Genomic DNA, 20643 nt, shown 5'->3' on the forward strand with positions numbered 1-20643 from the left:
GGGTGAGATCGGCGGGGCCCGTGCGCGGTAGCCTTCACGCTGCACACGCTTGCGCACGACGACCTCATACCGGCCCGCATCTGGAGGAGCCACGGAGATGGCGGAACACACCAGCTCGAGCATCACCATCGAGGCGGCCCCGGCCGACGTCATGGCGGTCATCTCCGATTTCGCCCGCTACCCGGACTGGACCGGCGAGGTGAAGGAGGCCGAGGTACTCAAGACCGACGAGCAGGGCCGCGCCGAGCAGGTCCGGCTCGTCATGGACGCGGGTGCGATCAAGGACGACCAGGTCCTCGCGTACACGTGGACCGGTGAGAACGAGGTGTCCTGGACCCTCGTGAAGTCCCAGATGCTCCGCTCCCTCGACGGCACCTACCTCTTGAAGCCGGCGGGAGCGGGTGGCACGGAGGTCACCTACGCGCTGACCGTGGACGTCAAGATCCCGATGCTCGGCATGATCAAGCGCAAGGCGGAGAAGGTCATCATCGACCGGGCGCTGGCGGGTCTGAAGAAGCGCGTGGAATCGGGCAAGTAGGGGTCGCTCCGTAGCGGTACCCGCGCTGTGCCGGGTGCGGGCCCGTCGTGGCTGGTCGCGCGGTTCCCCGCGCCCCCAGGGTGCCTCAGTTGCGGGCAATCGTGCCTCCCCCAGTGCCTCAAGGGCCTGGGAGGTACCCCCAGGGCGGCACGGGTGGGCGCAGCGGCACCCCGCAGCGCCGGGTTGCGCACCCACCCGGCCTCAGCGGCAACACCGGGCACCTCGTCGGCGGCCGGTACCGTTCACCCCCATGCGCACCATCCTGATCACCGGCCCCGGCGGCAGCGGCCGTACCACCCTCGCGGCCGCGACCGCCCTGGCCGCGGCGGCGGAGGGCACCCGCACCCTCCTCCTCGGCGCCGACCGCACCGACACCCTCGGTGCCGCCCTCGGGACCAGGACGGGCCCTGAACCCGCCGAAGCCGCACCCCGCCTCACGGCCTGGCGTCCCGACCCCGCCCAGGACTTCCGGCAGGACCTCACCGCCCTCCAGGACCGCGCCTCCTCCGCCCTCGACCTCCTCGGCGCCTCCCGCCTCGACCCCGAGGAACTCACCCCCCTCCCCGGCGCCGAGGAACTCGCCCTCCTGCGTGCCCTGCGCGACGCCGCGCTGTCGGAGTCGTACGACCTGCTCGTCGTCGACCTGCCGCCGACCCCGCAGGCCCTCGCCCTCCTCGCCCTGCCCGAGGAGCTCCGCCGCTACCTGCGCCGCCTGCTCCCGCCCGAACGCCAGGCCGCCCGCGCCCTGCGCCCCGTACTGGGCCGGCTCGCAGGCGTCCCCATGCCCGCCGAGGCGCTGTACGAGACGGCTGCCCGCTGGGACCTGGAGCTGGCCGCCGTCGAGGCGGTCGTCGCCGACCGCGACACCGTCGTACGACTGGTCGCCGAGCCCGGCCCGGCCGGCGCCGACGCCCTCCGCGCAGCCGGCCTCGGCCTCGCCCTGCGCGGCCTGCGCACCGACGTCGTGGTCGCCAACCGCGTCCTGCCCGAGGCGTCCCCGGACACCTGGCTGGCCGGCCCGGTCGCCCAGCAGCGCAAGGCACTGGAGGAGTGGCGGGAGTCGTACGACGTCCGGACCGTCGCCCATCTCGGACGCGATCCGGTCGGCGCCGACGACCTCGCCGACCTCGCCGTGCCCGGAGTCGGCCTTGACGCCCCCGCCCCACCGGTCGAGTGGCCGGTGACCGACCGGCTCGGCGAGGAGGGTGTGCTCGTCTGGCACATCCCGCTGCCCGGCGCCGTACGCGAGGAGCTGGACCTCGTCCGGCGCGGCGACGAACTGGTCGTCACGGCGGGGCCTTTCCGCCGAATCGTTCCGCTGCCCTCCGCGCTGCGCCGCTGCACCGTCGACGGGGCCGCCCTGCGCGAGGGCGAGCTGCGCGTCCGTTTCGCACCCGACCCGGAGCTGTGGCCGCGGACGCGGTGAGAGGGGGTAACGTCGTAGGGACGAACCGTAGTCAGGAGTCCGTCATGAGCGAAGAGCTCCCCCCGTCCGACGCCGCCCGTGAAGAGGCCGTGGACGAGGCGCGGGCGACCGACCCCGACGCCTGGGCGACCGCGTGCGCCGAGGACCTCGAGGCGGAGAAGGCCCGCCGCCGCGCCGAGTACGGCCCGCACCCGGGCTCGGCGGCCGAGGAACTGAAAAAGCTGGTCGACGCCGTCGCGGACAAGCTGTCGGGGATCCAGTCCCCGCTGTTCGGCGCGGTCGCGGGACCAGCCGCCGATCAGGTCGTCCGCCAGTTCGTCCAGCAGGCCAAGGCCGCCGTGGAACCCGTCATCGAACGCAACCCGGACGTGTTCGACCACCTGGCCGCCGCCGGGAACGAACTCCTCGCCGCCTACCGCTCCGCCGTCGAGGCCCAGGAGCGCCGCTGGACCGGCCGCGACGACCGGATCGACCCGCGGGACCTGGACGAACGCCATGACCGGGGCGACGACGGCGGCCCCGGGGAGCGCATCGACCTGGACTGAGCCCCCGGCCCTCTCACGAGCCGCGACCGGCGTGCCGCCGCCGGCCCTGCCCAGCGTGCGGACGACAGCGAACCCGATGGCATGCCTCGGGTACCGTTGGCCGTAGCGGGGCTCGACCGAAACTGAGGGATTCATGGGACTCACCATCGGCGTCGACATCGGCGGCACGAAGATCGCGGCCGGCGTGGTCGATGAGGAAGGCAACATCCTCTCGACCCACAAGGTGCCGACCCCGGGCACGCCTGAGGGCATCGTGGACGCCATCGCCTCGGCGGTGGAAGGGGCACGCGTCGGGCACGACATCGTCGGCGTGGGCATCGGCGCGGCCGGATATGTGAACCGGCAGCGTTCCGAGGTCTACTTCGCGCCCAACATCCACTGGCGCAACGAGCCGCTCAAGGAGAAGGTCGAGGCCCGCGTGGGCCTCCCGGTGGTCGTGGAGAACGACGCGAACGCCGCGGCGTGGGGCGAGTACAAGTTCGGAGCCGGCAAGGGCCACCGCAACGTCATCTGCATCACGCTCGGCACCGGCCTCGGCGGCGGCATCATCATCGGCAACAAGCTGCGCCGCGGGCACTTCGGCGTGGCCGCCGAGTTCGGCCACATCCGCATGGTGCCGGACGGCCTGCTGTGCGGCTGCGGCTCACAGGGCTGCTGGGAGCAGTACGCGTCGGGGCGGGCGCTCGTGAGGTACGCCAAGCAGCGCGCCAACGCCACCCCCGAGAACGCCGAGATCCTCCTCGGCCTCGGCAACGGCACGCCCGACGGCATCGAGGGCAAGCACATCTCCATGGCCGCCCGCCAGGGCGACCGCGTGGCCGTCGACTCCTACCGCGAACTGGCCCGCTGGGTCGGCGCGGGCCTCGCCGACCTCGCCTCCCTCTTCGACCCCTCCGCCTTCATCGTCGGCGGCGGCCTCTCCGACGAGGGCGAACTGGTCCTGGGCCCGATCCGCAAGTCCTACAAGCGCTGGCTGGTCGGCGGCAACTGGCGCCCGGTGGCCGAGGTCCGCGCCGCGGAACTGGGCAACAAGGCCGGCCTGGTGGGAGCAGCGGACCTGGCGAGGGAACCCGACCCGATCATGTAAACGCCTTTCTTTTGCTTTTTAGGGGCGCGGGGAACTGCGCGATCAGCCACATATGACCGGCACTCGCGCACAACCCCCGCGCCCCGAGCTGTTGGGCGTAAATTGATCACATGTCGCTGCTCCCCAACTCGCGTACAGAACCAGACGGTTCCGCGGTCATCAGGGTCCTCAGCTACAACATCCGCTCGATGCGGGACGACACCGACGCCCTGGCCCGTGTCATCCGCGCCTGCGAACCGGACCTGGTCCTCGTCCAAGAAGCCCCCCGCTTCTTCCGCTGGCGCAAGAAACTCGCCCGTCTGGCCCGCGAATCCGACCTCGTGGTGGTCACCGGGGGCGCCACCACCACAGGCCCGGCGATCCTCAGCTCCCTCCGGGCGAGCGTCGAACGCACGGAGGACGTCCTCCTGCCCCCCACCCCCGGCCTGCACCGCCGCGGCTTCGCCACCGCCGTCGTCCGCTTCGCCGGCACCCGCCTCGGCGTCCTGAGCTGTCACCTGTCGCTCCAGAAGGACGAGCGCTACGACCAGGCCGGCATGCTCCTCGACCGGCTCGCCGGCATGGGCGTGGAGCACATGATCGCCGGCGGCGACCTGAACGAACGCCCCGACGGCCCCGCCTTCCGCCGGCTGGCCGGCACCCTGACCGACTGCCGGGCCGCGTCCCCCTGGGGCGGCGAGCACACCTGGACCCCCGCCGACCCCTACCAGCGCATCGACGCGATCTTCGCGACCGAGGGCATCGAGGTGCTGGGCTGCGGCGTGCCGCTCGGCGGGCCCGGGGTGACCGGGGTGACCGAGACAGACCTGAGGGCGGCCACGGACCACCTTCCGGTCCTGGCCGCCCTCAGAGTGCCGGCTTCCTAGACGACCGCACCCCGCCCGGGGTCGTCGTCCTCCTCGTCATCCGTCCGCATCCGCATCACCAGCGTCGCGAACCCGCCGACGAACCCTCCGATCCCAAGCGTGGCCAGCCACCACGTCATCTCCCAGCCGAGCAGCACGGCGAGCAGGAGCAGCACCGGCCCGCCCAGCACGCCGAGCCAGGCGAACTTCGCGGTGGGGTCGGCGGACGGCAGCGGGGGCGGCTCCGGCGGCACGAAATGCCCCTCGTCGTCCTCGTCGAAGTCGTCCTCGGTGGGCTCGGGCGCGGAGTAGTCGCGCGGGCCGACGCCGGGTGCGAAGGAGACGGAGCCGCCCAGCGGTCCGGCAGGCTTGTCCGGCTTGTCGCCGGTGCCCTTCGGCTCCGGCCCGTCCGGCTCGCCGGGCTTCCCGGCCTCCGCGGGGGCCGACGCGGCGTCCCCGGCCGTGCCCACCCGGTCGTCGTTGGTCGGAGACTCCAGCAGCGCGAGGTCCTCGATCGACTTGAACGGCTTGGCGCCCGGCGGGTCCGGCGGCTCGTCGCCGTACCCGGCGACGATCGCCGCCCAGGCGGCATCCTCGTCGAACGGGACGCCCTTCTCGTCCGGCTCGCGGCCCTCGCGGTCGGAGTCGTGCTCAGCCACCTGCGGTCGTCCCTTCCTTGCCGAGACCGGGCTCGTTGCCGAGGCCGGACGCGAGCCGGCCGATGAACGCGGTGCTCTCCGCGAAGATCCGGTCCGCGTCATGGTCCAACGTGGCGACGTGGTAGCTCTGTTCCAGGAGGACCTCTTTCACGTCGGTCGACGAGATGCGGCTGAGGACACGGGCCGAGTCGGCGGGCGGCACCACATGGTCCTGCGGGCTGCGCAGCAGCAGCACCGGCTGGGTGACCTGCGGCAGCTCGCCGTCGACGATCCGGAAGAACTGCCGCAGGGAGTGCGCGGCGTGCAGCGGCACCCGGTCGTAGCCGAGCTCCCTGCTGTCCGGCTTGGCGATGTCGCTGGCGATGCCCTTCGTCGCGGGGACGAGGTGGCGGACCACCGGCAGGGCGTGCGCGGCCAGGCCGTGCACCTTGTTCGCCGGGTTGACGACCACCACACCGCTGACGGCGTCGCCGTGCTTCGCGGCCAGCCGCAGGGCCAGGGCGCCGCCCATGGACAGACCGGCCACGAACACCTGCTCGCGGCGCTCGCACAGCAGGCGCAGCTCGCGGTCCACCTCCGCGTACCAGTCCTGCCAGCCGGTCATCCGCAGGTCTTCCCAGCGCGTGCCGTGCCCGGGCAGCAGCGGCAGCGAGACGGTCAGGCCGCGTGCGGCGAGATGCTCCGCCCAGGGGCGCAGCGACTGCGGTGATCCGGTGAAGCCGTGGCAGAGGAGTACGGCGATCTCCCCGCCCTCGTGGCGAAATGGCTCGGCTCCGGCAAGGACCGGCACCTTCGGCCTCCTGGTCGTGAGAAGGGACTGACACGATCACGGAATGTCACGGAACGTCATGGCAGGGGTCGCACGGCGTTCGCGGGACCTTCACCGTACGCGACGGCACTGACACCGACCAGGGCCGTCGGCGCCTTTGACAGCGCGCCGGGTTAAGGTCTGATCGACACATACAGGAGGCACTCGGTTGTTGTACGGCGCGATGAAGGTCGCTGTTGGGGGACCGCTGAAGGTCGCCTTCAGGCCATGGGTGGAAGGCCTGGAGAACGTTCCCCCGGACGGCCCCGCGATCCTGGCGAGCAACCACCTCTCCTTCTCGGACTCGTTCTTCCTGCCCGCGGTCCTGGACCGCAAGGTCACGTTCATCGCGAAGGCCGAGTACTTCACCACGCCCGGGGTGAAGGGCCGGCTGACGGCCGCCTTCTTCAAGGGAGTCGGGCAGCTGCCGGTGGACCGCTCCGGTGCGCGCGGCGCGGGTGAGGCCGCCATCAAGAGCGGCATCGAGGTGCTGGAGCGCGGCGAGCTGTTCGGTATCTACCCGGAGGGGACGCGCTCGCCGGACGGGCGGCTCTACCGCGGCAAGCCGGGCGGCCTCGCGCGCGTGGCGCTCGCGACCGGTGCGCCCGTCATCCCCGTCGCCATGATCGACACGGAGAAGATCCAGCCGCCCGGCAAGGTCATGCCGAAGCTGATGCGCCCCGGCGTCCGGATCGGCAAGCCCCTGGACTTCAGCCGCTACCAGGGCATGGAGCACGACCGCTTCGTGCTGCGCGCGGTGACCGACGAGGTCATGTACGAGATCATGAAGCTCTCCGGCCAGGAGTACGTCGACATGTACGCGACGGCCATGAAGCGGCAGCTCGCGGAGGCGGCGAAGGCGGAGAAGGAAGCCGAGAAGGCGGCGAAGGCCGCGCTCGCCCGGGCCGAGAAGGAACAGGCGGAGAAGGAACAGGCCGACAAGGATAAGCCGGAGCGGTAGGAGCCGGGGAAGAGGCGGACGGAGCCCTGGTCGGGGGCGCGTTGCCGGGGGTGGGGGAGATGGCCAAGCGCGAGCGAGTCCTGAGGATGTCGGTCGAGCAGCCGCTGTGGCGTGCGCTGACCGCCTACCGGGTGCTCACGATGCTGTACGCGGTCGGCCTGTTCGCCACCGCCTACGAGGAGTTCACACGGCCCTGGGTGGCCGTCGCCTACTACGCCGTGCTGGGCGTGTGGACTCTCACCACACTGCCCCGGGTCGCGAACGCCGCCCGCTGCACGAAGCGGTTCCTCGCCGCCGACCTCACCGTCGCCGTCACCGGCATCCTGCTCACGCCCGTCGCCGACGCGCACGAGCGGGTCCAGGCGGGCGGCCCGACACTGCCGTCGATATGGACCGCCGGTGCCGTCCTCGCCTTCGCCATCAAGGGCGGCTGGCGCTGGGCGGCCCTCGCCTCCGGCCTCGTGGCCGTCGCCAACCTGATCGAGCGCGGCAGCCCGGCCCGCGACACCGTCCACAACGTCATCCTGGTCTGCATCGCCTCCGTCGCCATCGGCTACGTCGTCGAGGTCGCCCGCGCCTCCGAGCGCACCCTCGCCCGCGCCCTGGAGATCGAGGCCGCGACGAGGGAGCGGGAGCGCCTCGCCCGGGACATCCACGACAGCGTGCTCCAGGTGCTGGCGATGGTGCAGCGGCGCGGCGCGGTGATCGGCGGTGAGGCGGCCGAGCTGGGCAGGATGGCCGGCGAGCAGGAGGTCGCCCTGCGCACCCTGGTCTCCGGCGGACTGGTGCCCGTCTCCCGGGTCTCGGAGGACGCCGCCGAGGGAGCCGTCGTCCGGGCCGTCGACGAGCAGCCGGAGGAGAGCGGCCCGGTCGACCTGCGCGCCCTGCTCGCGCCGTACGCCGGCGCCAAGGTCAGCCTCGCCGAGCCCGGCGCGCCCGTGCCGCTGGCGCCGGTCGCCGCCCGGGAGGTGGCCGCCGCCGTCGGGGCGGCGCTGGACAACGTCCGCAAGCACGCCGGGGAGCAGGCGCGCGCGTGGATCCTCGTCGAGGACGAGCCGGACGAGGTGATCGTCACCGTACGGGACGACGGACCCGGCATCCCGGAGGGGCGGCTCGCCCAGGCCGAGGGCGAGGGGCGGCTCGGCGTCGCCCTGTCGATCCGCGGCCGGCTGCGCGACCTCGGCGGCAGCGCGGAGCTGATCTCGGTGCCGGGCCAGGGCACGGAGGTCGAGTTGAAGGTACCGAAGGACGTGACGAACGTACGGGGGAAGGCGGAGCGGCGATGACGGAGACCACGGAGGACCGGCGGGACCCGATCAAGGTCATGGTGGTCGACGACCACCCCATGTGGCGTGACGCGGTCGCCCGCGACCTGGCCGAGTCGGGCTTCGAGGTGGTGGCCACCGCGGGCGACGGCGAGCAGGCCGTGCGCCGCGCCAAGGCCGCCGCACCCGAGGTGCTCGTGCTCGACCTGAACCTGCCCGGCAAGCCCGGCGTCCAGGTCTGCAAGGAGGTCGTCGCCGCCGACCCGGCGCTGCGCGTCCTGGTGCTGTCCGCGAGCGGGGAGCACGCCGACGTCCTGGAGGCGGTGAAGTCCGGCGCGACCGGCTATCTGCTGAAGTCGGCCTCCACCGAGGAACTCCAGGACGCGGTCCGCCGCACGGCCGTCGGCGACCCGGTCTTCACCCCCGGCCTCGCCGGGCTGGTCCTCGGCGAGTACCGCCGCCTGGCCTCCGAACCCGCCCCCGCCCAGGACACCGACGAACCGAAGGCGCCCCGGCTCACCGACCGCGAGACCGAGGTCCTGCGCCTCGTCGCCAAGGGCCTGAGCTACAAGCAGATCGCCGAGCGCCTGGTCATCTCCCACCGCACGGTGCAGAACCACGTCCAGAACACCCTCGGCAAGCTCCAGTTGCACAACCGTGTGGAGCTCGTGCGGTACGCGATCGAGCGCGGCCTCGACGACGAGTGAGGCGCACGTCACACTGACCCTTCGTCAGGCACCTGCGGCGAAGGGACTGTTCCATGCGCGTCGGAGTACTGACCGGAGGCGGCGACTGCCCCGGACTCAACGCCGTCATCCGGGCCATCGTCCGCAAGGGCGTGCAGGAGTACGGCTACGACTTCACCGGCTTCCGGGACGGCTGGCGAGGGCCCTTGGAGAACGACACCGTCCGTCTCGACATCCCCGCCGTGCGCGGCATCCTGCCCCGCGGCGGCACCATCCTCGGCTCCTCGCGGACCAACCCGCTGAAGGAGCGGAACGGCATCCGCCGTATCAAGGAGAACCTCGCCGAGCTGGAGGTCGAGGCGCTCATCGTCATCGGCGGCGAGGACACCCTGGGCGTGGCCGCCCGGCTGTCCGGCGAGTACGACGTGCCCTGTGTGGGCGTGCCGAAGACGATCGACAACGACCTGTCCGCCACCGACTACACCTTCGGCTTCGACACCGCGGTCGGCATCGCCACCGAGGCCATCGACCGGCTGCACACGACCGCCGAGTCCCACATGCGGGTCCTGGTCTGCGAGGTCATGGGCCGGCACGCCGGCTGGATCGCCCTCCACTCGGGCCTGGCCGGCGGCGCGAACGTCATCCTCATTCCCGAGCAGCGCTTCGACGTCGAGCAGGTGTGCGCCTGGGTGACCTCCCGCTTCCGGGCGTCGTACGCGCCGATCGTCGTCGTCGCGGAAGGGGCCATGCCCAAGGACGGCGACATGGTCCTCAAGGACCAGTCGCTGGACTCCTTCGGGCACGTCCGCCTGTCGGGGGTCGGCGAGTGGCTCGCCAAGGAGATCGAGAAGCGCACGGGCAAGGAGGCCCGCACGACGGTCCTGGGCCACGTCCAGCGCGGCGGCACCCCCAGCGCCTTCGACCGCTGGCTCGCCACCCGTTTCGGCCTGCACGCCATCGAATGCGTCCGCGACGGCGACTTCGGCACGATGGTCGCCCTGCGCGGCACGGACATCGTCCGCGTCCCCATAGCGGACGCGACGGCCAGCCTGAAGACGGTGGACCCGCAGCTGTACGAGGAGGTCGGGGTGTTCTTCGGCTGACGGACCGTCCGGCTCGGACGCCGGTCGGGCCGGGCGGCCCGACCGGCCCCGTGCTACACCGTGGGCGTGCTCGTGCCCCGCAGCTGCCCCACCAGGTCCCGCACGACCGCCGCGCCGTTGAGCGTGAGCACGGACTCCGGGTGGAACTGCACCCCCGCGAATCCGGGCCCCCGCAACGCGTGCACCTCCCCGTTCGCGGCGCGGCTGACCTCCACGCCGTGCGCGGCCAGCTCCTGACGGGCCGCTTCGTCGCAGCGCGCCACGAAGCTGTTGTAGAAACCGACCGTCTCCGGCCGCCCGAACAGGTCGATCGTCGTCTGCGCCCCCTGGTACGGCACTTCCTTCCGTACGATCTCCAGCCCCAGCTCGGCCGCGATCAGCTCGTGCCCGAGGCAGACGCCGAGCACGCCGTGCGGGTGGTCACGGACGACCTCGGCGGTGAGGTGCCGCAGGATGCGCATCTTGGGGTCGGTGAGGTCTGAGGGATCACCGGGGCCCGGGCCCAGGACGACCGGGCCCTCGTGCGCGAGCACCGCCTCGCGGAGCCCGTCCTCGTCGTACCTCCGGACGGTCACCTCCAGCCCGCCCGACCGCAGCACATGGGCGAGCATCGCCGTGAAGGTGTCCTCGCCGTCGACGACCAGGGCGTGTCCGGTGAGCTCCCCGGACGGCTCCTGCATCCGCAGCCAGAACGGCGCGAGGGAGGACCGCCGCCCGTCGAGCGCGGCCTGCACGCGTGGGTCGTCGGCCAGTCGCGGCCGTTCGGACTCCTGGCGCGGCCGTCCCGGCCGGACGCCCAGCGCCGTCAGCACACCCGCCGCCTTCGCGTGCGTCTCCGCGACCTCGCCCGCCGGGTCGGATCCGCGCACCAGCGTGGCGCCCACCGGCACCCGCAGCCTGCCGCCGCCGTCGATGTCGGCGGTGCGGATGAGGATGGGGGAGTCGAGGGTCTGGGCACCGCCCGAGTCCCGGCCAAGGAGGGCCAGCGCCCCGGCGTAGTACCCGCGCCCGCCGACCTCGTGCCGCTCGATGACCCGGCAGGCGTTCTGCACCGGCGAGCCCGTGACGGTCGCCGCGAACATGGTCTCCTTCAGCACCTCCCGCACGTCCAGCGAGGACTTCCCGCGCAGCTCGTACTCGGTGTGCGCGAGGTGCGCCATCTCCTTCAGCCGGGGTCCGACGACGACCCCGCCCATGTCGCCGACGGTGCACATCATCTTGAGCTCCTCGTCGACGACCATCGACAGCTCCTCGATCTCCTTGCCGTCGGCGAGGAAGTCCAGCAGGTGCCCGGGGGTCGGCCCGCCGACGGGGTAGCGGTACGTGCCGCTGATCGGGTTCATGACGACCGTGCCGCCGGACATCCGGACGTGCACCTCCGGGCTCGCCCCGACCAGCGTCCGCCCGCCCGTCTCCCGCCCCCGCCCTTCCAAGGAAGGCCCTTCGGGCCCTTCTTGATTTCCGGTGTGCACGACGAACGTCCAGTACGCGCCCCGCTCGCCCTCCAGCAGCCGCCGGAACAGCGCGAGCGCGTCGGCCCGGCCGAACCCGGGGATCTCGCCCTCGTACGTCCGCCGGATCACGAAGTTCGCGCCCTCGCCCCGGCCGATCTCCTCCCGCAGCACGCGCCCGACGATCTCCCCGTACTCCTCGTCACCGACGTCGAAGCCGCCGCCCTCGACACGCACGTCGTGCGCAGGGAGCTGCTCCAGGGCGTCGGTGAGCGGAACGCCGTACGACTCCTCGGGCGTCAGCACCGTCAGCGGAGTGCCGTCGTCGCGGACGTCGAAGCCGCGCTCGCGGATCTGCCGGAAGGGGACGAGCGCCAGGCCCTCGTCGGGGAGGTCGGCGAGGCGGTCGTGCGTGGTGACCGGGCCGACGAGGACCTCGATCAGGTCGTGGTCGTGGCCCGGGGTGCGGCGGCGCAGCAGGGCGAACGGGCGGGGGTCGTCCAGCAAGCCGAGCAGATTCATGGGTCCGTGCTCCTTCTCCGAGGATCCGGTGGGATTTCGGTGGAGAGGAACGACCCCGGGAAACGCCGAAGGCCGCCCCTCGGGCGGCCTTCGCGAAGTCTGTCGTACGCGCAGTCAGCGGGCCGCCGGATGAGCGGTCCACCACCAGGTCTGGATCGAGTGCGCGAACATGGCAGGCACCCTACCCCATGTCCGAGTCGTGTACCCCGTGTCTCAATTGCTGGGCATGGGCCAGGACGCCCGACACGACCCCGTAATGTTGAGGTCGTGACCGTGAACGCTAAGACCAGCGCGAGTGCTGGCAACACCTGGCGAGACCTGCCCGCGGCGCAGCAGCCCGAGTACCCCGACACCGAGGCTCTGCGCGCAGTCGTTGCGGACCTCGAGTCGTATCCGCCGCTCGTCTTCGCGGGCGAGTGCGACCAGCTGCGCGCCCGGATGGCGGCCGTCGCCAAGGGAGAGGCGTTCCTCCTCCAGGGCGGCGACTGCGCCGAGGCCTTCGACGCGGTGTCCGCGGACCAGATCCGCAACAAGCTCAAGACGCTGCTCCAGATGGGCGCCGTGCTGACGTACGCCGCGTCCGTGCCCGTCGTGAAGGTCGGCCGGATCGCCGGTCAGTACTCCAAGCCGCGCTCCAAGCCGACCGAGACCCGCGACGGCGTGACGCTGCCGACGTACCGGGGCGACTCCGTCAACGGCTTCGACTTCACCGAAGAGGCCCGGATCCCGGACCCCGAGCGGCTGAAGCGCATGTACCACGCCTCGGCCTCCACGCTGAACCTGGTGCGCGCCTTCACCACCGGCGGCTACGCCGACCTGCGCCAGGTGCACGCCTGGAACCAGGACTTCGTGAAGTCGTCCCCGTCGGGGCAGCGCTACGAGCAGCTGGCGCGCGAGATCGACAACGCGCTGAACTTCATGCACGCCTGCGGGGCCGACCCGGAGGAGTTCAAGACGGTCGAGTTCTACTCCTCGCACGAGGCGCTGCTGCTCGACTACGAGTCCGCCCTGACCCGGGTCGACTCGCGCACCGGGCAGCTGTACGACGTCTCCGCGCACATGGTGTGGATCGGTGAGCGCACCCGGCAGCTGGACCACGCGCACGTCGAGTTCGCCTCGCGGATCCGCAACCCGATCGGCATCAAGCTGGGTCCGACGACCACGGCCGAGGACGCGCTGCAGTACATCGAGCGCCTCGACCCGGAGCGGGAGCCGGGCCGGCTGACCTTCATCGTCCGCATGGGCGCCGACAAGGTCCGCGACAAGCTTCCGGAGCTGGTCGAGAAGGTCACCGCCTCGGGCGCCACCGTCGCCTGGGTGACCGACCCGATGCACGGCAACACCTTCGAGGCGGCCTCCGGGCACAAGACCCGCCGCTTCGACGACGTGCTCGACGAGGTCAAGGGCTTCTTCGAGGTCCACAAGGCCCTCGGGACCCACCCGGGCGGCATCCACGTGGAGCTGACCGGCGACGACGTCACCGAGTGCGTCGGCGGCGGCGACGAGATCTTCGTCGACGATCTGCACCAGCGCTACGAGACGGCTTGCGACCCGCGGCTCAACCGCAGCCAGTCGCTGGACCTGGCGTTCCTCGTGGCCGAGATGTACAGGGACCAGTAGCGTTTTCGCCTGTTACCCCGACAACGACTGGGGCGCGGATCACATACGATCCGCGCCCCAGTCGACTTTTGCGTCTCCGACCCGGCGGGTAAGGTTAGGTTAGCCTCACCGATCAACGGGGACGGCGCCATGGAACGACCTGTCGGGAGGTGGACCGCGTGTACGTGTGCAGTTGCTTCGGGATCACCGAGCAGCAGGTCAAGAAGCACGCGGACGGCGGCGCCTGCACCCCTCGGCAGATAGCCTCCGCCTGCAAGGCGGGCACGGACTGCGGGTCGTGCGTACGCCGCATCCAGGCAATCCTGGGCAGGGGTGCGTGCCCTCGCCGTGACCTGGCCGACCAGGGGCAGCCGGTGCTCGCGGAGCTGGAGGACGCCGCCTAGGGGCCCGACCCTAGCTCGGCTGCTCGATCTGCTGCGCGAGGTACAGCGCCTCGCCGAGCTTGTCGATGAGCTCCAGTTGCGTGTCCAGGTAGTCGATGTGGTGCTCCTCGTCCTCCAGGATCGACTCGAAGAGGTTCGCGGACGTGATGTCGCCCTTGCTGCGCATCACCTCGATACCGCGCTTGAGGCGGTCGATCGCCTCGACCTCGACCTGGCGGTCGGCCTGGAACATCTCGGTGACCGTCTGGCCGACCCGTACGTGGAAGAGCCGCTGGTAGTTGGGCAGGCCGTCCAGCATGAGAATGCGTTCGGTGATCTTGTCCGCGTGCTTCATCTCGTCGATGGATTCTTCACGCGTGTACTTGGCGAGCTTGGTCCAGCCCTTGTTGTCCTGGATCCGGTAGTGCAGCCAGTACTGGTTGATCGCCGTCAGCTCGCCGGTCAACTGCTCGTTCAGGAATTCGAGAACCTCGGGGTCGCCCTGCATCGCAGAGGCTCCTTCCACGCGGGGGAACTGGCAGGTTGCGCCGCATGATTCCACCGGTGACGAAGATCGTCCAGTAAGTCTTCACTTACTAAGTAAGGGCATGCTTAGTTCTCATTGCCCTTTTTGGGGTGGCCCCGGTCAGGGGCATCACGCGGGGTCTGTCAGGATGGAGTCATGGGTCAGCCGGTGGGACACGAATCGGGAGAAGGGCGTGATCCGGCAGGAGCGACGCAGCCCGGGCTTCCGCCGGGACAGCGGGTGCAGCGCGGCTGGCCGGTCACTCACTACGGGCCCGTTCCCAAATTCCGGCCCGAGCGCTGGGAGTTCAGGGTCTTCGGCGCCACGGCGGACGGCGGCAAGAACTGCTGGACCCACGAGGAGTTCACGGCCCTGCCCTACACCACCGTCGTGGCCGATCTGCACTGCGTCACGAAGTTCAGCATGCTGGGCGCCGAGTGGGGCGGCATCCCCGCGCGCACGATCCTCGACATCGCGCCGCCCGCGGACGACGTCACCCATGTGATGGTGTGGGCCGAGTACGGATTCAGCTCCAACCTCCGGCTGTCCGACTTCGCCTCCGAGCACGTCCTGTTCGCCACCCACAAGGACGGCGAGCTGCTCACCGCCGAGCACGGCTTCCCGGTGCGCCTGATCGTGCCCCACCTGTACGCCTGGAAGGGCCCCAAGTGGGTGCGGGGCGTGGAGTACATGACCGCCGACCGGCGTGGTTTCTGGGAGGAGCGCGGCTACCACAACGTCGGCGACCCCTGGCGGGAGCAGCGCTACTCGTACCAGGAGGAGCCCGGGGACGGCCCCGGCCTCTGAGGCTTTCAGCAGTCGCGCAGTTTCTTCAGCCGCTCCACGTCCGCCGCGTGCCCTTCCTTGCCGCCCGGCGTTTCGATGATCAGCGGCACACCCTCGGTCGCGGGGTGCGTCATCAGGGCCCGGAACGGGTCCTCGCCGATGTGGCCCACACCGATGTTCTCGTGCCGGTCCTTGTGCGCGCCCACCACGTCCTTGGAGTCGTTGGCGTGGATCAGCTTCAGCCGGCCCTCGCCGACCGTGTCCACCAGCAGGTCCAGCGTCTGGTGCATGCCGCTGGGCCCGGTCAGGTCGTGCCCGGCGGCGAAGACATGGCAGGTGTCCAGGCACACGCCCAGCTTCGGGTGGGCGTCCAGCGCCTCGAAGTACGGGCCGAAGTCCCACGTCCGCGAGCACAGGGAGGCGCCCTGGCCGGCGGTCGACTCCAGCAGCAGATACGGATCGTCGTCGTGGGTCAGCTCGTCGAGCAGTGGCAGCAGATGCTCCCGCACCTGCTTCAGCGCCACGGACCGCTCCCGGCCGCCGGTCGCGCTGCCCGTGTGCACGACCACGCCCAGCGCCCCGATCGCCCGCCCGCGGCGCAGAGAGTGCCGCAGCGACTCCACCGACCGCTCCACGGTCGCCTCGGTGTGCGAGCCGAAGTTGATCAGGTAGGGGGCGTGGACGTACGCCGGGATCGACTCGGCCTCGCACGCGGCGCGGAACGCCTCGTCCTGCTTCGGATTGCCGGCCGGAGTGGCCCAGCCGCGCGGGTTGGCGACGAAGACCTGGACGGTCTCGGCCTTCAGGTCACGGGCGTAGGACAGGCCGACGGAGTGGAGCCCACCGGCCACGGGGACGTGGCCGCCCACGGGATTGCGGGAGGGGCCGGACAGCTGATTGTTCACCCGTTCAGGGTGTCATGCGTCCGGTCCTGTCCCGTCCAGGGGCTCCCCGCCCGCCCCCTCACCTGATCTCGATCGTGATCGTCGAGCCCTTGGGCGCGGTCTCGCCGCCCTTCACGGACTGGTCCTTCACCGTGTCGCCGAACAGGCCTAGCAGGCCGCGGTCCTCCTCGACCTGGAACCCGGCGCTCTCCAGCTCCCGCGTGGCGTCGTCGACACTGGCGCCGACCACGTCCGGGACCTCGATCATCTCGGGCCCCTTGGAGACCGTCAGCGTCACCGTGTCGCCCTCGGCCGCCCGGCCGCCCGGGCTCGGGCTCTGCTCGGCGACCTGGCCCTTGTCGAACTCGGAGGAGGTGACCCGCTCGGCGGCGACCTTCACCTCGAGGCCGGCGTCCTCCAGTTCCGACCGCGCGTCGGCCAGGTCCGAGCCGGTGACGTCGGGGATGTCGATGGGGCTGCCCTTGCTGACGACGAGCGCCACGGCCGTGCCCGCGCGCACCTTCGTGCCGTCCGCCGGTCGTGCGGAGATCACCGAGCCCTTGGGTACGTCCTCGCTGAACTCCCGGGTGACCATGCCCGGCTCCAGCCCGTCCTGCTTCAGCAGGGACCGCGCCTTGTCCAGCCGCTGGCCCTCCAGGGCGGGCACCCGCACGTCCCGGGGGCCGTCGGAGATGGTGACGGACACCGAGTCGTTGCCGCGGATGCGCGTCCCGGCCTTCGGGTCGCTGCTGATGACCGTGCCGCGCTCCACGGTGTCGCTGTAGGCGTGCTCGACCTTGCCGAGCTCCAGCCCCGCGTCCGCCAGCCGGTCCTCGGCCTGCGCCTGGGTCTTCGCCAGCAGCGGGGGCACCTCGGTGAACTGGCCCGAGTTGATGTACCAGATGCCGGTGCCGAGACCGAGCACGAGCAGGACGGCGACGACGATCGCCATCGGGCCGCGCCGGGACCCCGAGCGGCGCCGGGACGGCGGAGGCTGCGGGGACTGGAAGCGGCTGGTGCGGTTGAGCGGGGCCGCGGAGCCCTCCTCGTCCTCGTTGACGGGCAGCGGGCGCGGCGTCGTCAGCGCGCGCGGGATCACGCTCGTACGGTCGTCGGTGTTGTCGTGGTCCGCGGCGAGCGCCTGCGGCGGCACCGCGTCCAGCTGCTCCACGGTCAGCCGGCCGCGGCCGTCACGGACCTGCGCGAGCAGCGCCACCGCGTCGTGCGGGCGGATCTCCGGAGTGCGGGCGGTAGCCGATGCCACCATCTCGTCCAGCTCGTACGCCAGGCCGGGCACGGCGGCCGAGGGCGGCGGGACGTCCTCGTGCAGGTGCTTGTAGAGGATCACGGCCGGGGAGTCGCCGTCGTGTGGCTTGTCGCCGGTCAGCATCTCGTACAGCATCACGCCGCACGCGTACACGTCGACGCGGGGGTCGGCGGTGCCGTTCTCTATCTGCTCGGGGGCGAGGTACGCGACCGTGCCGAGCACGGTGCCGGTGGTGTTCGTCACCGTGTCCACGGCCCGGACGAGCCCGAAGTCGGCGACCTTGACCCGGCCGTCGTCCCCTATCAGGACGTTCTCGGGCTTCATGTCCCGGTGCACGAACCCGGCGCGGTGCGCGGCGCCCAGCGCGGCCAGCACCGGCTCCAGGATGTCCAGGGCGGCGCGCGGCTGAAGGGCCCCGCGCTCGCGCAGCACGTCCCGCAGGGTGCAGCCCGCGACGTACTCCATGGCGAGGTAGACGTAACTGCCGTCGGTGCCCTGGTCGAAGACCTGCACCACGTTCGGGTGGGCCAGCCGGGCGACCGACTTCGCCTCGCGGATGAACCGCTCGACGAACGAGCCGTCGACCGCGAGCGAGGGGTGCATCACCTTGAGCGCGAGGACCCGGTCGAGCCGGGTGTCCACGGCCCGGTAGACCGTGGCCATCCCGCCGACCGCGATCCGCGCGTCGACGCGATACCGGCCGTCGAGCACCTGCCCGACCAAGGGGTCCTGAAGGGTCGTGTCCACGCAGGCGAGTGTACGAGCCATGACTGACAGCTCTCGCGCCCCGGCCATTTTCGGGGCGCGACTGAAGCGGACCTGTGACGTGCGTCAGCCCGCGCCGCTGCGGCGGCCGTCCGGCTAGGGCTGCGGGCAGCCCTAGCCGCACTCAGCTGCGGGCAGTCGTGCCGCTGGGGGCGGCACGGGTGGGCGCAGCGGCACCCCGCTCCGCCGGGCTGCGGACCCACCCGGCCTCAGCGACACCGCCGGGTCACTCAAAAGCAGGCCGCTCCGGATCCAGCACAGCCCTGCCCTCAGCCGGCGAGGACGCCTCCGCGAAATGCCGCCGGGGAATACGCCCGGCGCGATAGGCCAACCTCCCCGCCTCGACCGCGTGCCGCATCGCGTCAGCCATCAGCACCGGCTCCCGAGCCCGCGTCACCGCCGAGGCGAGCATCACACCCGCGCACCCCAGCTCCATCGCCAACGCCGCGTCCGACGCCGTACCGGCCCCCGCGTCCAGAATCACCGGCACGCGCGCGTGCTCGACGATCAGCTGGAAGTTGTGCGGATTGCGGATGCCCAGCCCGGAGCCGATCGGCGAGCCGAGCGGCATGATCGCCGCACAGCCGACGTCCTCCAGCTTCCGCGCGAGCACGGGGTCGTCGTTGGTGTACGGCAGCACCGTGAACCCGTCGTCGACCAGCGTCTCGGCCGCCTCCAGCAGCTCGATCGGATCCGGCAGCAGGGTCCGCTCGTCGGCGATGACCTCCAGCTTGACCAGGTCCGTGCCGAGGGCCTCGCGCGCGAGTCGGGCGGTGAGGACGGCCTCGCCGGCGGTGAAGCAGCCCGCCGTGTTGGGCAGGACGCGAATGCCGAGCTTGTCCAGGACGGACAGCACCGAGCCGTGCACCGAGGCGTTCACCCGGCGCATCGCGACCGTCGTCAGCTCCGTCCCGGACGCGACCAGCGACCGCTCCAGCACATCGAGGCTCGGGGCGCCGCCCGTACCCATGATCAGGCGGGACGTGAAGGACGTACCGGCGAGGACGAACGGATCGTCGGCCATGATCAGCCTCCTTGGACGGCGGTCAGGACTTCCACGCGGTCCCCCTCGGCCAGGGGGGTGGACGGCCACTGCGCGCGCGGGACGACGGTTTCGTTGAGGGCGGCGGCCACGCCGGACGGCGCGGCGGTGAGCGACCTCACGACGGTGTCGAGAGCCGTGCCGGGCCGGACGTCCCGGGGCTCCCCGTTGACGGAGATGTTCATGCGGGCTGCTCCGTGAGTGCGGTGGCGGTGCTGAATCGCTTCGGCGTGAAGGGGCGGGCCTCCTCGGGGAGCTCACCCGTCTCCAGGACGTGCGCCATGGCGTCGCCGGTGACCGGCGTGAGCAGGACGCCGTTGCGGTAGTGCCCGGTGGCCAGCAGTAGTCCCTCCAGTCCGGTCGGGCCGAGCAGCGGCGCGTTGTCGGGGGAGCCGGGCCGCAGTCCGGCCCGGGTCTCGGTGAGCGGCAGCTCGGTGAGGCCCGGGACCAGCTCGTGCGCGTCGCGCAGCAGCTCGTACACGCCGCCCGCCGTCACGGTGGTGTCCCAGCCCAGCTCCTCGCTGGTCGCCCCGACGACCAGCTCGCCGCTCTCGCGCGGCACCAGGTAGACGTGGCTGCCGCGGACGACCGCGCGCACGGTCCGGCTCAGGAACGGCCCGTGCCGCCGGGGCATCGTCAGCCGTACGACCTGCCCCTTCACCGGCCGCACGGGCGGCAGCACGTCCTCCGGGACGCCCGCCAGCCGCCCGCTGAGGCTTCCCCCGGCCAGCACGACCTGCCCGGCGTCCAGCGCCGTGCCGTCGTCCGTGACGACGCCCGTGGCCCGGTCCCGTACGACGGTGAGCCGCTCGGCCCACACCCGGTGGAAGACCACACCGGCCCGCTCGCACGCGACGACCAGCGCCCCGGCCAGCCGCCGCGGGTCGATCTGGTGATCGCCGTCGACCCGCAGCCCGCCGCGCACGCCGGGCGCGAGCATCGGCTCCAGGCGCCGGCACTCCCGCCCCGACAGCCACTGGGACTCCAGGCCCGACTGCTGCTGCAAGGTGTGCAGTTCGCGCAGATGGGCCCGGTCGTCGGCGTCCAGGGCCACGGCGAGCGTGCCGCACCGGCGGTAGCCGAGGTCGTGGCCGGTCTGCTCGGCGAGCTCGGCCGCGAAGTCCGGATAGCGCCGGGCGGAGGCGAGATTCAGACCGAGCAGGGTCTGCTCGCCGTAGTGCAGCTCCGTGACGGCGGCCAGCATCCCGGCCGCCACCTGTGCGGCTCCGCCGCCCGGCTCCGGGTCCACCACGGCCGTGGCGAGCCCGCGCTGCGCGGCCCGCCATGCGGTGACCAGGCCGATGATCCCGCCCCCGATGACGAGGACGTCTGACGTTCGCGTACGCGACATGGGCGTCCAGCCCCTCCCTTCGCCGGCATGACCCGGATCAGGTTCGTACGGTCGGAGGCCGCCAGCCTCCCTCTCAGCCCGGTGCGTCCGGGCTCCCGCGAGTGCCTTACGTTGGCCACCCACCCTAGCCCGATGCCGTACGGC

General features: G+C 71.8%; 22 protein-coding genes and 1 riboswitch. Of the genes, 12 read left to right on the forward strand and 10 right to left on the reverse strand.

The genetic code is table 11. The annotated features are described in order from the left end of the window. Window positions 1–97: 97 nt before the first annotated feature. The 5 genes from ABFX81_RS26440 to ABFX81_RS26460 all read left to right on the forward strand — a co-directional run bounded on the left by ABFX81_RS26440 (window position 98) and on the right by ABFX81_RS26460 (window position 4462). Window positions 98–538 carry an SRPBCC family protein gene (locus ABFX81_RS26440; protein WP_059423277.1) on the forward strand — a complete coding sequence of 147 codons (441 nt, stop codon included), beginning with the start codon at window positions 98–100 and terminating at the stop codon, window positions 536–538. Window positions 539–788: 250 nt separating this feature from the next. Next, window positions 789–1964 (forward strand): ArsA-related P-loop ATPase, encoded by a 1176-nt coding sequence (locus tag ABFX81_RS26445; protein WP_086845326.1) that lies wholly within the window; start codon window positions 789–791, stop codon window positions 1962–1964. 44 nt (window positions 1965–2008) lie between these two features. Continuing rightward, window positions 2009–2509 carry a DUF5304 family protein gene (locus tag ABFX81_RS26450; protein WP_086845328.1) on the forward strand — a complete coding sequence of 167 codons (501 nt, stop codon included), beginning with the start codon at window positions 2009–2011 and terminating at the stop codon, window positions 2507–2509. A gap of 133 nt (window positions 2510–2642) precedes the next feature. Next, entirely contained in the window at window positions 2643–3596 is a 954-nt protein-coding gene (locus ABFX81_RS26455; protein ID WP_020272969.1) for an ROK family glucokinase, read from the forward strand. 110 nt (window positions 3597–3706) lie between these two features. Next, window positions 3707–4462: an endonuclease/exonuclease/phosphatase family protein gene (locus ABFX81_RS26460; RefSeq protein ID WP_086845330.1), complete on the forward strand. Its 756-nt coding sequence runs from the start codon at window positions 3707–3709 to the stop codon at window positions 4460–4462. On the opposite strand, the gene ABFX81_RS26465 is transcribed toward ABFX81_RS26460, so the two are convergent. Continuing rightward, window positions 4459–5100, reverse strand: a complete 642-nt coding sequence (locus tag ABFX81_RS26465; protein WP_346138767.1) for a hypothetical protein — start codon at window positions 5098–5100, stop codon at window positions 4459–4461. The genes ABFX81_RS26460 and ABFX81_RS26465 overlap by 4 nt on opposite strands. Further along, a complete protein-coding gene (locus ABFX81_RS26470; protein ID WP_086845331.1) occupies window positions 5093–5890 on the reverse strand; it encodes an alpha/beta hydrolase in 798 nt (265 codons plus the stop codon). Before ABFX81_RS26470 ends, ABFX81_RS26465 begins: the two co-directional genes overlap by 8 nt. Window positions 5891–6092: 202 nt before the next feature. On the opposite strand from ABFX81_RS26470, the gene ABFX81_RS26475 reads away from it, so the two are divergent. From ABFX81_RS26475 to ABFX81_RS26490, 4 genes are read left to right on the forward strand one after another with little or no spacing between them, the layout of a single operon-like run. Next, window positions 6093–6869 (forward strand): 1-acyl-sn-glycerol-3-phosphate acyltransferase, encoded by a 777-nt coding sequence (locus ABFX81_RS26475; RefSeq protein ID WP_086845337.1) that lies wholly within the window; start codon window positions 6093–6095, stop codon window positions 6867–6869. Between the two features lie 59 nt (window positions 6870–6928). Then, complete coding sequence (gene macS / locus ABFX81_RS26480; RefSeq protein ID WP_086845339.1) at window positions 6929–8155, forward strand: MacS family sensor histidine kinase; 1227 nt, start codon at window positions 6929–6931, stop codon at window positions 8153–8155. Continuing rightward, window positions 8152–8841, forward strand: a complete 690-nt coding sequence (locus ABFX81_RS26485) for a response regulator (protein WP_086845333.1) — start codon at window positions 8152–8154, stop codon at window positions 8839–8841. Before macS ends, ABFX81_RS26485 begins: the two co-directional genes overlap by 4 nt. Window positions 8842–8894: 53 nt before the next feature. After that, window positions 8895–9923 (forward strand): ATP-dependent 6-phosphofructokinase, encoded by a 1029-nt coding sequence (locus ABFX81_RS26490; protein ID WP_086845335.1) that lies wholly within the window; start codon window positions 8895–8897, stop codon window positions 9921–9923. Between the two features lie 53 nt (window positions 9924–9976). Here ABFX81_RS26490 and ABFX81_RS26495 read toward each other — a convergent pair whose 3' ends face one another. Both ABFX81_RS26495 and ABFX81_RS42240 read right to left on the reverse strand, forming a co-directional pair. After that, window positions 9977–11896, reverse strand: coding sequence for an anthranilate synthase family protein (locus tag ABFX81_RS26495; protein WP_346138768.1), 1920 nt, complete (start codon window positions 11894–11896; stop codon window positions 9977–9979). Between the two features lie 114 nt (window positions 11897–12010). Next, complete coding sequence (locus ABFX81_RS42240) at window positions 12011–12067, reverse strand: trp operon leader peptide (RefSeq protein ID WP_078602827.1); 57 nt, start codon at window positions 12065–12067, stop codon at window positions 12011–12013. A 96-nt stretch (window positions 12068–12163) separates the two neighbouring features. Between ABFX81_RS42240 and ABFX81_RS26500 the strand changes: the two genes are divergently transcribed. Together ABFX81_RS26500 and ABFX81_RS26505 are read left to right on the forward strand one after the other, a co-directional pair. Beyond that, window positions 12164–13516 carry a class II 3-deoxy-7-phosphoheptulonate synthase gene (locus ABFX81_RS26500; RefSeq protein ID WP_086601386.1) on the forward strand — a complete coding sequence of 451 codons (1353 nt, stop codon included), beginning with the start codon at window positions 12164–12166 and terminating at the stop codon, window positions 13514–13516. Between the two features lie 149 nt (window positions 13517–13665). Further along, entirely contained in the window at window positions 13666–13899 is a 234-nt protein-coding gene (locus tag ABFX81_RS26505) for a (2Fe-2S)-binding protein (RefSeq protein ID WP_086855271.1), read from the forward strand. A gap of 10 nt (window positions 13900–13909) precedes the next feature. Here the strand turns inward: ABFX81_RS26505 and bfr are convergent, their stop codons facing one another. Next, a complete protein-coding gene (gene bfr / locus ABFX81_RS26510) occupies window positions 13910–14386 on the reverse strand; it encodes a bacterioferritin (RefSeq protein ID WP_086855270.1) in 477 nt (158 codons plus the stop codon). Window positions 14387–14560: 174 nt separating this feature from the next. On the opposite strand from bfr, the gene ABFX81_RS26515 reads away from it, so the two are divergent. Further along, on the forward strand, window positions 14561–15211 hold the full coding sequence (locus ABFX81_RS26515; protein ID WP_086855269.1) for a molybdopterin-dependent oxidoreductase: 651 nt from the start codon (window positions 14561–14563) through the stop codon (window positions 15209–15211). 5 nt (window positions 15212–15216) lie between these two features. On the opposite strand, the gene ABFX81_RS26520 is transcribed toward ABFX81_RS26515, so the two are convergent. The 5 genes from ABFX81_RS26520 to thiO all read right to left on the reverse strand — a co-directional run bounded on the left by ABFX81_RS26520 (window position 15217) and on the right by thiO (window position 20499). Next, window positions 15217–16095, reverse strand: a complete 879-nt coding sequence (locus ABFX81_RS26520; RefSeq protein WP_086855268.1) for a deoxyribonuclease IV — start codon at window positions 16093–16095, stop codon at window positions 15217–15219. Window positions 16096–16153: 58 nt separating this feature from the next. Then, window positions 16154–18088, reverse strand: coding sequence for a Stk1 family PASTA domain-containing Ser/Thr kinase (pknB, locus tag ABFX81_RS26525; RefSeq protein ID WP_346138769.1), 1935 nt, complete (start codon window positions 18086–18088; stop codon window positions 16154–16156). Window positions 18089–18332: 244 nt separating this feature from the next. Further along, entirely contained in the window at window positions 18333–19130 is a 798-nt protein-coding gene (locus tag ABFX81_RS26530) for a thiazole synthase (RefSeq protein ID WP_086855204.1), read from the reverse strand. 2 nt (window positions 19131–19132) lie between these two features. Beyond that, window positions 19133–19333, reverse strand: coding sequence for a sulfur carrier protein ThiS (thiS, locus tag ABFX81_RS26535; protein WP_086855205.1), 201 nt, complete (start codon window positions 19331–19333; stop codon window positions 19133–19135). Then, on the reverse strand, window positions 19330–20499 hold the full coding sequence (gene thiO / locus ABFX81_RS26540; protein WP_086855206.1) for a glycine oxidase ThiO: 1170 nt from the start codon (window positions 20497–20499) through the stop codon (window positions 19330–19332). Before thiO ends, thiS begins: the two co-directional genes overlap by 4 nt. Continuing rightward, a riboswitch (TPP riboswitch) is annotated at window positions 20497–20608 on the reverse strand. It overlaps the preceding gene by 3 nt. Window positions 20609–20643 lie beyond the last annotated feature (35 nt).

It is taken from the genome of Streptomyces coeruleofuscus, from assembly GCF_039532725.1.
Lineage (GTDB): Bacteria > Actinomycetota > Actinomycetes > Streptomycetales > Streptomycetaceae > Streptomyces > Streptomyces coeruleofuscus.

Excerpts from the sequence above, each read along its gene's own strand:
- ABFX81_RS26440 (WP_059423277.1), top strand. The coding sequence starts at position 98 with ATGGCGGAACACACCAGCTCGAGCATCACCATCGAGGCGGCCCCGGCC.
- ABFX81_RS26445 (WP_086845326.1), top strand. The coding sequence starts at position 789 with ATGCGCACCATCCTGATCACCGGCCCCGGCGGCAGCGGCCGTACCACC.
- ABFX81_RS26450 (WP_086845328.1), top strand. The coding sequence starts at position 2,009 with ATGAGCGAAGAGCTCCCCCCGTCCGACGCCGCCCGTGAAGAGGCCGTG.
- ABFX81_RS26455 (WP_020272969.1), top strand. The coding sequence starts at position 2,643 with ATGGGACTCACCATCGGCGTCGACATCGGCGGCACGAAGATCGCGGCC.
- ABFX81_RS26460 (WP_086845330.1), top strand. The coding sequence starts at position 3,707 with ATGTCGCTGCTCCCCAACTCGCGTACAGAACCAGACGGTTCCGCGGTC.
- ABFX81_RS26475 (WP_086845337.1), top strand. The coding sequence starts at position 6,093 with ATGAAGGTCGCTGTTGGGGGACCGCTGAAGGTCGCCTTCAGGCCATGG.
- macS (WP_086845339.1), top strand. The coding sequence starts at position 6,929 with ATGGCCAAGCGCGAGCGAGTCCTGAGGATGTCGGTCGAGCAGCCGCTG.
- ABFX81_RS26485 (WP_086845333.1), top strand. The coding sequence starts at position 8,152 with ATGACGGAGACCACGGAGGACCGGCGGGACCCGATCAAGGTCATGGTG.
- ABFX81_RS26490 (WP_086845335.1), top strand. The coding sequence starts at position 8,895 with ATGCGCGTCGGAGTACTGACCGGAGGCGGCGACTGCCCCGGACTCAAC.
- ABFX81_RS26495 (WP_346138768.1), bottom strand. The coding sequence starts at position 11,896 with ATGAATCTGCTCGGCTTGCTGGACGACCCCCGCCCGTTCGCCCTGCTG.
- bfr (WP_086855270.1), bottom strand. The coding sequence starts at position 14,386 with ATGCAGGGCGACCCCGAGGTTCTCGAATTCCTGAACGAGCAGTTGACC.
- ABFX81_RS26515 (WP_086855269.1), top strand. The coding sequence starts at position 14,561 with ATGGGTCAGCCGGTGGGACACGAATCGGGAGAAGGGCGTGATCCGGCA.
- ABFX81_RS26530 (WP_086855204.1), bottom strand. The coding sequence starts at position 19,130 with ATGGCCGACGATCCGTTCGTCCTCGCCGGTACGTCCTTCACGTCCCGC.
- thiS (WP_086855205.1), bottom strand. The coding sequence starts at position 19,333 with ATGAACATCTCCGTCAACGGGGAGCCCCGGGACGTCCGGCCCGGCACG.
- thiO (WP_086855206.1), bottom strand. The coding sequence starts at position 20,499 with ATGTCGCGTACGCGAACGTCAGACGTCCTCGTCATCGGGGGCGGGATC.